General features: G+C 67.0%; 14 protein-coding genes. 6 read left to right on the forward strand and 8 right to left on the reverse strand.

Annotated features, from left to right (window positions below):
* Nucleotides 1-27: 27 nt before the first annotated feature.
* A complete protein-coding gene (locus WDM91_06080; protein ID MEI9994141.1) occupies nucleotides 28-1,218 on the reverse strand; it encodes a TCR/Tet family MFS transporter in 1,191 nt (396 codons plus the stop codon).
* Nucleotides 1,215-2,132 (reverse strand): NADP-dependent oxidoreductase, encoded by a 918-nt coding sequence (locus WDM91_06085; protein MEI9994142.1) that lies wholly within the window; start codon nucleotides 2,130-2,132, stop codon nucleotides 1,215-1,217. The genes WDM91_06080 and WDM91_06085 overlap by 4 nt, the downstream gene beginning before the upstream one ends.
* Nucleotides 2,133-2,296: 164 nt before the next feature.
* On the opposite strand from WDM91_06085, the gene WDM91_06090 reads away from it, so the two are divergent.
* The gene (locus WDM91_06090; GenBank protein ID MEI9994143.1) at nucleotides 2,297-2,929 is read left to right on the forward strand and encodes a TetR/AcrR family transcriptional regulator; all 633 of its coding nucleotides are present in this window, start codon (nucleotides 2,297-2,299) and stop codon (nucleotides 2,927-2,929) included.
* Nucleotides 2,930-2,976: 47 nt separating this feature from the next.
* Here WDM91_06090 and WDM91_06095 read toward each other — a convergent pair whose 3' ends face one another.
* Nucleotides 2,977-3,273 (reverse strand): hypothetical protein, encoded by a 297-nt coding sequence (locus WDM91_06095; GenBank protein ID MEI9994144.1) that lies wholly within the window; start codon nucleotides 3,271-3,273, stop codon nucleotides 2,977-2,979.
* A gap of 254 nt (nucleotides 3,274-3,527) precedes the next feature.
* Here WDM91_06095 and WDM91_06100 point away from each other — a divergent pair, with 254 nt between their 5' ends.
* Both WDM91_06100 and WDM91_06105 read left to right on the forward strand, forming a co-directional pair.
* Entirely contained in the window at nucleotides 3,528-5,027 is a 1,500-nt protein-coding gene (locus tag WDM91_06100) for an FAD-dependent oxidoreductase (GenBank protein MEI9994145.1), read from the forward strand.
* Nucleotides 5,024-5,401 (forward strand): hypothetical protein, encoded by a 378-nt coding sequence (locus tag WDM91_06105; protein MEI9994146.1) that lies wholly within the window; start codon nucleotides 5,024-5,026, stop codon nucleotides 5,399-5,401. Before WDM91_06100 ends, WDM91_06105 begins: the two co-directional genes overlap by 4 nt.
* Here the strand turns inward: WDM91_06105 and WDM91_06110 are convergent.
* On the reverse strand, nucleotides 5,375-7,156 hold the full coding sequence (locus WDM91_06110) for an aminodeoxychorismate synthase component I (protein MEI9994147.1): 1,782 nt from the start codon (nucleotides 7,154-7,156) through the stop codon (nucleotides 5,375-5,377). The two genes, WDM91_06105 and WDM91_06110, sit on opposite strands and share 27 nt — an antisense overlap.
* Before the next feature lie 159 nt (nucleotides 7,157-7,315).
* On the opposite strand from WDM91_06110, the gene WDM91_06115 reads away from it, so the two are divergent.
* Both WDM91_06115 and WDM91_06120 read left to right on the forward strand, forming a co-directional pair.
* Nucleotides 7,316-7,765 (forward strand): Hsp20 family protein, encoded by a 450-nt coding sequence (locus tag WDM91_06115; protein ID MEI9994148.1) that lies wholly within the window; start codon nucleotides 7,316-7,318, stop codon nucleotides 7,763-7,765.
* The gene (locus WDM91_06120) at nucleotides 7,762-8,019 is read left to right on the forward strand and encodes a DUF1150 family protein (protein ID MEI9994149.1); all 258 of its coding nucleotides are present in this window, start codon (nucleotides 7,762-7,764) and stop codon (nucleotides 8,017-8,019) included. Before WDM91_06115 ends, WDM91_06120 begins: the two co-directional genes overlap by 4 nt.
* Before the next feature lie 71 nt (nucleotides 8,020-8,090).
* On the opposite strand, the gene WDM91_06125 is transcribed toward WDM91_06120, so the two are convergent.
* Nucleotides 8,091-9,350, reverse strand: a complete 1,260-nt coding sequence (locus WDM91_06125; protein MEI9994150.1) for an NADH:flavin oxidoreductase/NADH oxidase family protein — start codon at nucleotides 9,348-9,350, stop codon at nucleotides 8,091-8,093.
* Between the two features lie 97 nt (nucleotides 9,351-9,447).
* Between WDM91_06125 and WDM91_06130 the strand changes: the two genes are divergently transcribed.
* Entirely contained in the window at nucleotides 9,448-10,389 is a 942-nt protein-coding gene (locus tag WDM91_06130; protein ID MEI9994151.1) for a LysR family transcriptional regulator, read from the forward strand.
* 6 nt (nucleotides 10,390-10,395) lie between these two features.
* On the opposite strand, the gene ptsN is transcribed toward WDM91_06130, so the two are convergent.
* The 3 genes from ptsN to WDM91_06145 form a co-directional block, all read right to left on the reverse strand.
* A complete protein-coding gene (ptsN, locus tag WDM91_06135; protein MEI9994152.1) occupies nucleotides 10,396-10,869 on the reverse strand; it encodes a PTS IIA-like nitrogen regulatory protein PtsN in 474 nt (157 codons plus the stop codon).
* Nucleotides 10,870-10,891: 22 nt separating this feature from the next.
* Complete coding sequence (gene raiA, locus WDM91_06140; GenBank protein MEI9994153.1) at nucleotides 10,892-11,221, reverse strand: ribosome-associated translation inhibitor RaiA; 330 nt, start codon at nucleotides 11,219-11,221, stop codon at nucleotides 10,892-10,894.
* 211 nt (nucleotides 11,222-11,432) lie between these two features.
* Nucleotides 11,433-12,818, reverse strand: a complete 1,386-nt coding sequence (locus WDM91_06145; GenBank protein ID MEI9994154.1) for an ATP-binding protein — start codon at nucleotides 12,816-12,818, stop codon at nucleotides 11,433-11,435.
* Between the last annotated feature and the right edge of the window lie 230 nt (nucleotides 12,819-13,048).

The raw sequence follows: 13,048 nt of genomic DNA on the forward strand, positions 1-13,048 counted from the left end.
GCCGCAGCAGCTCTGCATGACGGCACCTCACACGCGCGCAGGCTGCGTGGAGCGGGCGGTGCCGAGGAAAACCAACGGCACCGCGATTGCATAGATGACAACCACCGAAAGCCAGATGGCGCCGGGCCATCGGTTTTGGACCACAAAGTAGAAGGCCGAGAAAGCGAGCGGCGCGATGATGGTCGCCAGGCTGACAGCCGATGCCAGGACGCCCTGGAACTGGCCCTGGCGGGCCGGATCAACCAGCCTCGTGGCCAGGGCCTGAAACGCCGGTGTGCCGATGCCGCCGAGAGCAAAGATCGGCATAATGGCGAACACGATCCAGCCTTGGTTGGCGAAGGCCATGGCGACGAGAGCGATACAGGTGCAGGCAATCCCGACGACAACGGCCCAGCGTTCGCCGAGCAGTTTGGTCGTCGGGCCGGGCAAGAATGCCTGTGTCAGCGTTTGGCAGACGCCGAACGTGCCCAGCGAAAGGCCGATCCACAGGCCGTTCCACCGGAACGTGTCGAAGCCCCACAACGCCCAGCAGGTGCCGTAGGCCTCTCCAGTGGCGCTCAAGATGAAATACACGAGGACGATGGGCAGAAGCCCTTTCATCGAAAAGACCCAACGCAGCGGCCGAAGCGGGTTGAGCGCAGCCAGATCGATCTTCTGGCGGGCCGGCGTGTGAGACTCCGGCAGGACGAACAAAGCCAGCAGGAGATTGCAGGCGTTCAACACGGCGGCGGCGATGAAGGGGAGCCGCAACCAGGTGTCGCCGAGCAGCCCACCGAGAACCGGCCCGATGATGAAGCCGATGCCAAACATGGCGCTGAACAGGCCGAAGCGACGGGCTCGCTCGTCCTCGGGCGAAACGTCCGTGATGTAGGCCATTGCGACGGAGACATTGGCGCTGGTCAGGCCGGCAATGGCGCGGCCGAGGAACAGCATCCAAAGCTGCGGCGCGAACGCCATGACGACATAATTGAGCGCCGCGCCGCCCAAGGAAATGAGCAGCACGGGACGCCTGCCGAGGTTGTCGCTCAAAACGCCGAGCACGGGCGCGAAGATGAACTGCATGACCGCATAGAGCGCGGTCATGATCCCGATGTAGGGCGCGACATCCTGGGTGTGCGTCACGTCCTCAAGAAGTCGCGGGAGAATAGGGAAGATGAGGCCTATGCCTACGGCGTCGAGGCAGATTGCGGCAAAGATGACGACAAGGGGTTTGTTCATGACCTTCGGTCGATTACCAACACCAGCCTGCCGCGAACATGCCCGTGCTCACTGACGCGGTGCGCTTCTGAAATCTCGTCGAGTGGGTAGGTTCGCTCGACGGGAAGCCAAAAGCGCCCGGCTTCGATGAGCGCTCCTATTTCAGCAAGCGCGTGAAAGGCGTGGCCTTGAAAGCCGGTGCTGAAGCGCACCTTGTGTTGTTTCGCTCCGTCGCTGTCGGCGAGCGTCACGACGTTCTGCGGACCGCCGGCGAGCTCGATCAACGCGGGTAACACGCCACTTCCGGCGACGTCGAGCGCGGCGTCGACACCATCGGGCGCGAGGGCGCGAACGCGTTCGGTCATGCCTTCGCCATACGTCACGGGCTCTGCGCCGAGGAGGCGAAGGTAGTCGTGGTTGGCGGCACTGGCGGTGCCGATCACGCGCGCGCCGCGGGCGACGGCGAGTTGAACGGCGGTGCTGCCGATGCCACCTGCGGCGCCGTTGATGAGCAGTCCGGTTCCACGACCGACGTCGAGCTGGTCCAGGCTGCGCGTGGCCGTTTCGAGCGCGACGGGGAGGCCGGCGGCGTCGACGAAACCGAGGGATGGCGGGATCGGCGCCCGATAGGTCAGCAGCGCCAGTTGGGCCGCGCCGGCACCATCGTCGGAGACACCGAATACGCGGTCGCCGACAGCGACATCCGTAACACCTTCTCCGATCTCGTCGACGACGCCCGCCACGTCGCGGCCCGTCGTCTGCGGCAGCCCCGCGCCGAAGTCCAACAAGCCTTTGCGCAGCTTCCACTCGGTCGCATTGATGCCGGCGGCGTGCACGACAATCCGGATCTGTCCGGGACCGGGATGCGGGTCGGGAAGGTTCACGATCTCGAGGACCTCGGGGCCTCCGTACCGGCTGAATTGCGCTGCTTTCATCGTGTCCTCATCTTCGACGCGAGCTGTGCGCCCGCCCGGTTCCTGCTCAAAGCACTCAGTATCGTGGCTGCATGGACGCAAACTTGCCGGCGCGAGCCGAAGAATATATACTGGACACCAGTATGTACTCAGTATACTTATGGCGCGAGGAGGGAGCCCCGTCAATGCCGTCCAGCCGTCGCTCCCGCAAGCGCCTCGCCACGCGGCAAGCCATCTCCGACGCCGCCACGCTCCTCTTCATCGCGCGCGGCTTCGATCGCGTGACGGTGGACGAGATCGCGGCAGCCGCCGACGTCGGGCGGATGACGGTGTTCAATCACTTTCCCCGCAAGGAGGACATGTTCTTTGATCGCGACGAAGAGGGACGCGAGATACTGCGCGAAGCCTTGCGGCAGCGTGATCCGCAGGTCGCACCGATCGAGACATACCGTCTGCTCGCGCATCGGCTGATTGCGGAACAGAGCCCTGCCGTCGAATTTTCCGCCAGGAGCCAAAGCTTCATAGAGACGATCGAGGCCAGCGAGCCCCTCAAGGCTCGGGCCAGAGCAATACGAGACGAGCTGGCGCATGTCGTCACGGTGGCGCTGGCCGAATGCGTAGGGCGAAAGCCGGATGATCCCCTCGCCCACCTCGCGGCCGACCTGCTCTTGGCGACGTGGGCCGTGGCCTTCATCCAGGCTCACAGGACCTTTCGCCGGAGTCGCAATACAGGGGAAGCGAACGCTGTCTTTCTCGCGATTGTCGACACGGGAACCGTCGGCCTAAAAGCTGCGATGGCGGGAACGCCCTACGCTTGAGCCGCCAAAATTTAGGCCGCGCCTTCGCCAGGAACGGCTTCGATCTCTCAGCGGGCGCGCCTGGCGGACCATTCCATGCAGTCGGCGTAGGTCTTGTCGTAAACCTGAGCATGCACCGTCTCGTCGAAGCCCTGGCGGTCGGCATCGATCGCCCGTTCGGCGGCGACGCGCGTGCACCTGTCCCGGTTCGACTGCTCGGAGACCATCTCGGTGCGGTAGTTGACGACCGCCGCGGATGGGCCGGCCGGCGACGCGTCGTCCCTGCGCAGCGCCCCGCCTCCCGGCGGGCCATAGGACCAGTCGCTTTCGGCGCAGCCGCCCAGCAGCACCAGCAGTGAGACCATGACTATTCGAAGCACGCCATACCCCGATGCTGCCCGTGACCGCCAGACACCACCTTATGCCGGAACGCCACGGCGGCGAAGCTATTGCGGCCTCGCGCGCATTTATTTGGACATCTTCGCCGCACCCCCGATTGCCTGCTTGCGCGCCGCACTGCCCAAAAGTTCGGCTTGCAGGGCCGGGACAATTTCGACAAGACAGGCCCGACCTTTCCTTATTAGCGTCAAACCGGCGCAGCCACACCGGACGTCCTGCCTTGAACGCTTTCATCGACGCCCGCGCCATCCCGGCAGGCACGCTCCTCGAACCTGACCTTGCCATCGTCGGCGGCGGACCGGCCGGCATCACGCTGGCGATCGCGCTCGCCCACACGCCGCTCCGCGTGATGCTGTTCGAAAGCGGCGGGCTGGCATTCGATCCGGCAACCCAGGCGCTCTATGGCGGCGGCACGGAGGGGGTGCGCTACCTTACACTGGACGGCTCGCGCCTGCGTTATCTGGGCGGCAGCACGAACCACTGGGGCGGCTGGTGCCGGCCGCTCGATCCGATCGATTTCGAGAAGCGCGACTGGCTGCCCCATTCCGGCTGGCCGTTCGGCATCGGCGCGCTCGAGCCTCATTTCAAGCGCGCCCAAGCGCTGGTCGAGGCCGGCGCGTGGACCTACGACGCCGCGAGCCCGGCGATGAACGCGCTGGCGCCGATGCTCAATCTGGGGGACGGCGGCGTCTATACGAGCTGGTTCCAGTTCTCCAAGACGCGCGACAGCGTGCTGCCGACGCATTTCGGCGAACGCTATGCCGAAGACCTCAAGCGCATCGCCAACCTGAAGGTCTTCCTGCATGCCAATGTGACGGCGCTGAACCTGGCGGCGAATGCCGGTGCGCTCGAGACGCTGGACGTCGCGACGCTGGGCGGCCATCGCTTCAAGGTGCGGCCCAGGATGGCCGTGCTCGCGATGGGCGGCGTCGAGAATGCGCGGCTGATGCTGGCGTCGCGCGGCGTCGCGGCGGCCGGCGTCGGCAACCAGAACGACCTGGTCGGCCGCTTCTTCGCCGACAACCCCATCCCGCGCGACACCGCCACGCTGGTGAATTTCGCCGGCGACCTGCCGGGCTATTACTTCAACGGCACGCAGGCGAACGGCGCGATCCTGCGCGCCACCTTCGCGCCGACCGACGACTACAAGCGCGACCGCAAGGTGCTTGGCTCCCTGACCACCGTGGAGAATCCCATCGAGCTCGACGAGACCGACAAGGCGGCGATCGTCAGCGCCGCACTGGCGGTGGGCGCGGAGGCGAACTACGCCAAGGCGTTCTCGCTGGGCTGTGGGTTGGAGCTGGCGCCCGATCCGGAGCGGCGCCTGGTGCTGACGGGAGAGCGCGACGCGCTCGGCCTGCCGCGGCTCAAGCTGATCAACCGGGTGGGCGACGCGGATTTCGCACGCTACCGCGACACCATGAAGGAGCTGGGGCGGCAATTGCTCGCCGCCGGCAGCGGCATGATCCGGCTCAACTATCATACGCGCAAGCACTGGGAGGACGCGCTGGACTGGGGCGATCACCATCTCGGCACGACGCGGATGCACGTCGATCCCAAGCAGGGCGTGCTGGACGCGAACCTGAAGGTGCACGGCCTCGCCAATCTGTTCGTCGCGGGCAGCAGCGCGTTTCCGACCTATGGCGCGTCCAACCCGACGCTGAACCTGCTGGCGCTCACGCTGCGCCTGGCCCAGCATCTGCGCGGAGTCCCCAAGTGAGCGAGAAGGGATTCAGTCGGCGTGCGGTGACGATCGGCGGCGGCATCGCGGCGGCGCTGGGCATCGGCGCGCTCGGCATCACCGTGCCGCGGCTGCTGGCGCATCGCTATCGCCGCAGCCCCTATGACGACCTGTTGGCGCAGCTCGTCGACCGCGAGGCCGCTGTACGGCTGGGCCAGGCGTCGATCGCCGAGACCGGCCAGCCGCCAGACCCGCGCGGCCTGGCGCGGAACCTGCGGACGCGGCTGGAACGGCGCACGCTTGCCGAGGTGACGAATTCCGATCTTGCGCAAGGCAAGCTGCGCGAAGTCCGCGGCTGGGTGCTGCCTGAGACGCTGGTGCTGCTTTCAATCCTGGCCGCGACGCAGAGCTGACGCCGCCACCGGCTGCGCCGGGATCAGGCCGCGCAGGGAATTTCCCAGCAGCACCGCGTCCGCCGCGGCGAGGTCATCCGGCGTGAGCACAGCCTCCACGCATTGCCCGGTCTCGATCAACTCGCGGCGCAGGACGCCGTCGAGCAGGCCACTGGACAGCGGCGGGGTCACGAACGTGCCGGCGCGTCGCACGAAGATATTCGTTCGGCTGCCCTCGGTCAGCTCGCCGCGCTCGTTGAGGAACAGCGCCTCGTCGCAGCCGGTCGCTTCGGCCAAGCGAGCGTGCTCGTCATCGTAGACGGCGCGCCAAGTGGTCTTGTGGCGCAGGAGCGCGTCGGCGCTGTTCACGCGATGCGGCGAGAGCGCCCAGCGCCAGCGTGGCTGCGCCGGGCCGAGCGGCGCCGCGGTGCAGGCGAAGACGCCCTGCTCGTCCAGCGTCAGGCGCACACGCAACGGCTCGCGCGCCTGGCCCACCGTGGTCTCGAGCGCGGCAATGGCGGCGGCGCGGTCGAAGGACAGCGACAGGACCCTGGCCGAGTGCGCCATGCGCGCCAGATGGCGGTCGAGACGGACGAAGCCGGTCGCGTCATGGCGCAGCGTCTCGATCAGCCCGATGGGCCGGCGCACGCTGTCGAAATAGCGCGCCTTGAGCAGGCATTCGGCATACTCGCCCGCCGCGTTCGAATCCTGCACCACGGCACCGCCGATGCCGAGCGTGCCCTGCCCTTGCGTGACGGTGATGGTGCGGATCGCGACGTTGAAGCTTGCCGAGCCGTCCGGCGCGAAATGGCCGATGGCGCCGCAATAGAGTCCGCGTGGCGATTGCTCGAGCGCGCGGATGATCTCCATGGCGCGGATCTTGGGGGCGCCGGTGACCGAGCCGCAGGGGAAAAGCGCGCGGACGATCTGCTCGACGCCGGTCGCGGGCTTGAGCTGCGCGGTAACGGTCGAGACCATCGTATGCAGCGTGGGATAGGTCTCGACTGTGAAGAGATCGCGGACCGCGACGCTGCCGATCAGCGCGAGGCGGCCGACGTCGTTGCGCACCAGGTCGACGATCATCAGGTTCTCGGCACGGTCCTTGGGCGAGGCGGCGAGCGCGGCCTTGGCACGGACATCGGCGCGTTCGTCGGCGCCGCGCGGCGCGGTGCCCTTCATCGGCCGGGCGGTGATCGCGCCCTGCGCCGAGATCGCGAAGAACAATTCGGGCGAGAGGCTGAGGATCTGACGCTCGCCGTCGTCGATATAAGCGCCGTGCGCCGCCTGGGCGCGGTCGCGCAGGGCGAGATAAAGCGCCAGGGGATCGCCGGCGAAGGCGAAGCGCGAACGGAAGCTCAGATTGGCCTGATAGATGTCGCCGGCTTCGATATAGCGGTGCACGCGGTCGAAGCGCGCGGCATAGGCCGCCGCGTCCCATTCATGCGACAGCGGTCCAGCATAGGCACGGCCGGCCGCGGCAAGATCGGCGCGCGCAATCGCCCGCGGGGCGCCGAAGACGCCGAACCATAGCAGCGGCGCATCGCCCGGCGGTCCCAGCAGGGGCGCCAGATGCGGTTCGAGGACATAGCCGAGCTCATAGCCCAGCCAGCCGGCGACGTGATGGCCGGCGGCCAGCGCCGCCGTGACCGCGGCCAGGGCGGGCGCGACCTCATCCGGCCGGCGGGCTTGCAGGACGGCCTTCGGCGCCCCAAATCGCAGGAGGCGCTCCGCCCCAGGGGTCGCATCGTCCAGGATGACGGTCGGCCAGTTGTCCACTTATCGTCCTGTAGTTCGTAGGTTCCCGGACTTGATTTGCGGGGAATGCTCCCCACATCCTTACCAGACGTGGTGCCCTTCGGGGGCCGCACAGCAAAATCGGCCGCTCCCAAAGAGGGCCAAAGCCTATCCAAGGCCGCTTGAAGGAGGGCTTTGACGATGAACCGGAATGTCTACTTCAACAGCCCGTTTCTCCTGGGTTTCGAGCATCTGGAACGCCTGCTCGAACGCACCGCCAAGAGCGCCGGAGACGGGTATCCGCCCTATAACATCGAGCAGTCCGGCGAAGAGACGCTGCGCATCACCCTGGCGGTCGCCGGGTTCGCGCGCGACGAGCTGGCCGTGACCGTCGAGGGCCGCCAGCTGGTGATTCGCGGGCGGCAGGTCGAGGCCAACGACAAAACGTTCCTGCACCGCGGCATCGCGGCGCGGCAATTCCAGCGGGCCTTCGTGCTCGCCGAAGGGATCGAAGTTTCCGGTGCGGAGTTGGAACATGGGTTGCTCACCATCGAGCTGGCCCGCCCTGCCACGGAGAGCACGGTACGAACGATCGATATCCGGACGGATGCCGGGAAAACCAATGGGAAGGGCGACGGAGGTTTGTCATGAGCAATGAAGAAGAACTGAAGATCGACGACGGTGCACCCGCGTTCGGCGGCAGGCGCCTGACCTACATCAAGCCGACCGGCGACGAAGAGGCCCACCGCCTGGGCCTGATCCCTCCCGGGATCACGCTGCCGCCGGGCGTGAAGCTTTACGTTCTGCATGCCGTGGACGGCAGCGTGCTCGGTTACACCGACGCGTATGACAGCGCCTATGGCGCCGCGGTGCAGAACGAACTGACGCCAGTGTCCGTCCACTAGACCGGACGGACGGGTTCAACGGGAGAAGCCGGTGGCCGCAAGGCCGCCGGCTTTTTCTTTGTGCCCGGCGCCTATGCGTGAGATTCGGGCGCCGCAACTCCGCGGGCGGCAAGCAGGCGGTCGAAGTTCTGCCGCTCTAGCCGCTTGAACCATCCGGCGGCGTCCTCGCCGGTCAGCGCGGGATCGGGGTCGAGCCCGTCGGCGAGACGCTCGAGCTGGATGTTGTGCCACGCCAGCAGATGGAAAAGATTCACCTCGGGCGCTGCGACGCGCGCGATCTCGCCGGAGAGCAGCCGGGCCGGCGCGCGCGGATCGGCGATGAGCGGCCGGCCGAGACCGATGAGATCGAGCTCGCCCCTGCGCAGCGCATCCGCCATCACCGCGGCCGTGCGGAAGCCGCCTGTGACCATGACCGGCATGGTCGCGGCGGCACGGACCGCGCCCGCGAAGTCGAGGAAATAGGCTTCGCGCCGGAGCGTGCTGTCGCGGCGGCCATCGACGCCTTCGTCCTTCAGCGAGACGCCGACGATCTTGGGCTGTTCGAGCGAACCGCCGGACAGTTCGAGGAGATCGAGCGTCGAGTCGTTGAGCCATCCGACCAGCTCCAGGCATTCGGCATTGGTGAAGCCGCCCTTCTGGAAGTCGGAGGCGTTCAGCTTGATCGCGATCGGGAAGTCTGGGCCGACGGCGGCGCGGACGGCCGCGATGGTTTCAAGGAGGAGCCGCGCGCGATTCGCCAGCGAACCGCCCCAGCGGTCGGTGCGGCGGTTCGTGAGCGGGCTGAGGAATTGCGAGAACAGATAGCCATGCGCGGCATGCAGCGCGACGCCGGTGAAGCCGGCGGCGCGGACTTGGCGGGCGGAGAACGCGAACTGGCCGATCACATGCGCGATCTCGACCTGCGTCATCGGGCGCGGCGGCGCGAAGGCGTAGCCGGCACCGCGGACGACATCGATCTCGACGCGCGACGGCGCGAGCGGCTCGGGATTGATCGCGCTGTCGACCTGACGGCCGGTATGGGCGAGCTGGGCCCAGAAATGCACGCCGCCTTCCGTGCCGGCGGCAGCAAACCGCGCCAGCGCCGCGGCGCCGCCCGCGTCGTCGGCGACGACGTTGAGCGGCCGCTCGAGGTGCCAGCGGTCGACCTGGATATTGCCCGACAGCAGCAGGCCGGCGCCGGACGCGGCCCAACGCCGATACAGCGTTTCGAGACGGAGCGTCGCATGGTTCCGGGCATCGGCCATGCCTTCGCTCATCGCGGCCTTGGCGAGGCGGTTGGGCAGCGTGACGCCGCAAGGCAAGACGAGCGGCTGGGCAAGCGAATCGGACATGGCGGCTCCTGGCGCGGGGGATATTCACCTCGAAGTTCACATATGGCCGGGACCCAATAAATCCCGTACGATCGAAGATATTCATTTGGAAAACTCAATGATCGACCGGCTCGACGATTTCCGGCTGTTCGTGGCCATCGTCGAGCGCGGCTCGCTGACGGCGGCGGCACAGACGCTCGCGCTGTCGCCGGGCGCGGTCTCGCTGCGGCTGACGGCATTGGAGCGGGCCACCGAGACCCAGCTCCTGCGCCGCACCACGCGCCGGCTGCAGCTCACCGAGGCCGGCGACCGGTTCTATGAGACGGCGCGGCGCGTGCTGGGCGAGATCGACGATCTGTGCGAGAGCCTGGCGCAGGATCGCGGCACGCTGAAAGGGCCGGTGCGGGTGACCGCGCCGCTCGACCTGGGACGCAACCATGTCGCGCCGGCGCTCGACAGCTTCATCGCCGCGCATGCCGGGGTCTCGGCCAGCCTGATGCTGTCGGATACGACGCTCGACCTCAACCAGGCGGGGATCGACATCGCGATCCGCTATGGACGGCTGCCGGACAGCGGACTGCAGCTGCGGCGCATCTCGACCAATCGCCGTGTGCCGGTCGCGGCGCCGGCCTATCTCGACCGCGTCGGGCGGCCGGCGAAGCCCAACGACCTGCTGGCGATGAACTGCATGGCGCTGCTGCGCGGCGGCGGCCGGTTCGATCTCTGGCCGTTCGTCAGCGACGGCGTCGTCACGACGCTCAAAGTGTTCGGCGACCGCGCGGTGAACGACGGCGACCTGCTGCGGCGCTGGGCGATCGCGGGCAAGGGCGTCGTGCTGAAATCGGCCTGGGACGTGGCGGTGGATATCGAGGAAGGCCTGCTCGAACCGCTGCTGGTGGACGCCTGCCCGGCGGATGTCGACCTGCAGATCGTGCTGCCCGCGGCGCGGCAGAGACCGCGCCGGGTCGGGGCGCTGATCGGTCACCTGACGGCGATGCTGCGGGGGCTGGACGCGCGGCTCAGGCGGATCGGCCTGGCGCCGAGCGCCACGTCGCTGTGAGCGGCGTCAGGCCGCCTGGGCGCCGGCCGAACCGGTCGTATCGGTGAGGATGGCGTAGAGCGCTTCGGCGCTCTTGGCGGCGCGAAGCTTTTCCGTGGCCGGCTGGTTGCGCAGCAGGCGCGAGACGCGGGCCAGCGCCTTGAGATGATCGGCGCCCGCGCCTTCGGGCGCCAGCAGCATGAACACCAGATCGACCGGCTGGTTGTCGACCGCGTCGTAGTCGATCGGCGATTCGAGACGTGCGAAGACGCCGACGATATCCTTGAGATCCGGCAGACGACCATGCGGAATGGCGATGCCCTGGCCGACGCCGGTGGTGCCCAGGCGCTCGCGCTCCATCAGCGTCTCGAAGATCTTGCGCTCGGGCTGGCGCACCAGCGTCGCGGCGCGCGCCGCGAGCTCCTGCAGCAGCTGCTTCTTGCCCTGCACTTTGAGCGTGGCGATCACGGCGCCCGGCTGCAGCAGATCGGAGATGTTCATAGGCGACCTTCCCGATATCGCGTCAGGCGACGGCGCGCTTGCGCGCGGCGGCCTTGGCGTGATGGTTTTTCAGCTTGCGCTTGTACCGGCGCAGCTGGGATTCGATATGCACGAAGGCGGCGTCGAAAGCACGATGGGCGTCAGGCCCCTCGCCGTCCGACTTGACGATGGTCTTCGAATCGAGATGCAGCGTGCAGGCCACGCGGTAGAACGGGCCGTCATGGCTGAACACGACATGCGCGTCCGCGCCGCCGTCGAAATGCTTGGCGACTGTCTCTTCGAGACGCACCCGCACGCCGGCAGGCAGCGTCTCGCCGAGCTGGATCTGTTTGCCTGAAACCCGTACCCGCATGGCCTTCTTCTGTGCTGGCCTGAACGCGCTTTGCGTCACAATTGTTCCGCTTTTCGACACGCCCGGAGCGAGGGCGGCGGGTGTGTAGGCCGGGGATTTCCGAATGTCAATTCTTGCAATTGGTGAACGGCCGAAGGGCGCGATTCCCGAGCGCTGCGCGGCGCCGGCGATGTTTGCGCCGCGCCCCGGGCGTCGGCCGCAAGCGGCCGATCTAGGCGCTGTCGGTCAGCGGCAGGGTGAACGCGAAGCCGGCGCCGCCGTCCAGGCCGTCCACCAGCGAGATGCGGCCGCCATTCGCGGAGACCAGGACCTCGCAGATGGTGAGCCCGAGTCCCAAGCCGGTGCTCTTCGTCGTCAGGAAGGGCTGGAACAGCTTTCCACGCACCGCGCTGGTCAGGCCGGGGCCGCTGTCGCGCACCGTCACGCGCGCGCAGCCGACGTCGCTGCGTTCCGTGACGATCGAAAGCTCGCGCCTGGCGCGCCCGCGCATCGCCTCGACGCTGTTGCGGATGAGGTTGATGAGAATCTGCTGGACCTGGACCACGTCGATGGTGACGGGCGACAGCGTTTCGTCGAGATGCAGCGTCACTGTGATCTCCTCGTCGACGGCGGTGAAGTTCGCCATGGCGAGCGACCGGTGCACGACGGCCGCGAGGTTCTCCGAGGTCTTGACCCCTTCGCGCCGCTCCACGAAATTCCGCAAATTCCGGATGATGTCGCCGGCGCGCTTGGTCTGGTCCGCCGCCTTGTCGATCATCTGCGGCAGCAGCGACAACGCGTCGGGCTTGCCGGATTCGAGCGTCCGGCGGACCGCGGAAATATAGTTGGAGATCGCCGCGAGGGGCTGGTTCAGCTCATGCGCGATGGCCGCGGTCATCTGGCCCATGGCGTTCAGCCGCGTGACGCGCAGCAGCTCTGACTGCATCTCGTGCATGCGCAGATCCGCCGCATTGCGCTCCAGCAAAAGACGCTCCTTCTGCGCCAGCAGCGCCTCGGCCTCTTCGGCCGCATCGCGCAGACCTTGTCTGCGCTCGGCGGCGGCGGCGCCTTCGGCGAGGACATTGGCGAAGCCCGTCAGAAAGACGACATCGTCCCGGTCGAATTTGCGGGCGACCTCGCTGTCGACTTCCAGGACGCCCCACGGTCCATCGCGCCCCTTGATCAGCACGTCGACCGTCGCGACGATGCCATGCTCGGCGTAGAAAGACGGAAGCGCGAAGCTGTTGTTCGTCGAGACGTCTTCGAGGATGACCGGCTCGCCGGTGACGAACGCGCGTCCTTGGGTGGACGTCTCGTCGGCCGGCGATACGACATAGCCGACGACGTCTTTGTGCCAGCCGCAGCCGGCCACGACGAGAAGATCGTGCTCGGTCGTGCGGTATCGGCAGATTTTCGCGTAATGGGCATCGAGCCCCGCCGCACAAATCACGGCCGCCTGCATCAGTATTTTCTGGAGGTCGGATTCACCGAAGGCAAAGCTTCCGAAATCGGCCAGCGCCACCTGTTGCCGCAGCAATTTTTCCACGGTCTTCTGCGCCGCGACGGCGCGATACCCCGGGGAGTCCGATCCGTCGGCAGAAAGCGATGTCGAACGCATGTTCCAGCTTTCCTACGGGCGCCGTGACGGACAGGCGCGAACGATCCTGGCCGGAAGCATCCGAAGGCCGAATTCGGTAACGATTCAAATAAAACCAATATCGGGCATGGCGCAGTAAAGGTTATGGAAAGACAATCCAGCCAAATACAATCCGCATTGATAACTAATTAACGTAAATATAGTTTCACCGTCACGCAAACTATCTTCGTCTTTGCACGATATCGCCGCGC

Origin of the sequence: Rhizomicrobium sp., assembly GCA_037200385.1 — a bacterium.
GTDB lineage: Bacteria > Pseudomonadota > Alphaproteobacteria > Micropepsales > Micropepsaceae > Rhizomicrobium.

Excerpts from the sequence above, each read along its gene's own strand:
- WDM91_06080 (MEI9994141.1), bottom strand. The coding sequence starts at position 1,218 with ATGAACAAACCCCTTGTCGTCATCTTTGCCGCAATCTGCCTCGACGCC.
- WDM91_06085 (MEI9994142.1), bottom strand. The coding sequence starts at position 2,132 with ATGAAAGCAGCGCAATTCAGCCGGTACGGAGGCCCCGAGGTCCTCGAG.
- WDM91_06090 (MEI9994143.1), top strand. The coding sequence starts at position 2,297 with ATGCCGTCCAGCCGTCGCTCCCGCAAGCGCCTCGCCACGCGGCAAGCC.
- WDM91_06095 (MEI9994144.1), bottom strand. The coding sequence starts at position 3,273 with ATGGTCTCACTGCTGGTGCTGCTGGGCGGCTGCGCCGAAAGCGACTGG.
- WDM91_06115 (MEI9994148.1), top strand. The coding sequence starts at position 7,316 with ATGAACCGGAATGTCTACTTCAACAGCCCGTTTCTCCTGGGTTTCGAG.
- WDM91_06120 (MEI9994149.1), top strand. The coding sequence starts at position 7,762 with ATGAGCAATGAAGAAGAACTGAAGATCGACGACGGTGCACCCGCGTTC.
- WDM91_06125 (MEI9994150.1), bottom strand. The coding sequence starts at position 9,350 with ATGTCCGATTCGCTTGCCCAGCCGCTCGTCTTGCCTTGCGGCGTCACG.
- WDM91_06130 (MEI9994151.1), top strand. The coding sequence starts at position 9,448 with ATGATCGACCGGCTCGACGATTTCCGGCTGTTCGTGGCCATCGTCGAG.
- ptsN (MEI9994152.1), bottom strand. The coding sequence starts at position 10,869 with ATGAACATCTCCGATCTGCTGCAGCCGGGCGCCGTGATCGCCACGCTC.
- raiA (MEI9994153.1), bottom strand. The coding sequence starts at position 11,221 with ATGCGGGTACGGGTTTCAGGCAAACAGATCCAGCTCGGCGAGACGCTG.
- WDM91_06145 (MEI9994154.1), bottom strand. The coding sequence starts at position 12,818 with ATGCGTTCGACATCGCTTTCTGCCGACGGATCGGACTCCCCGGGGTAT.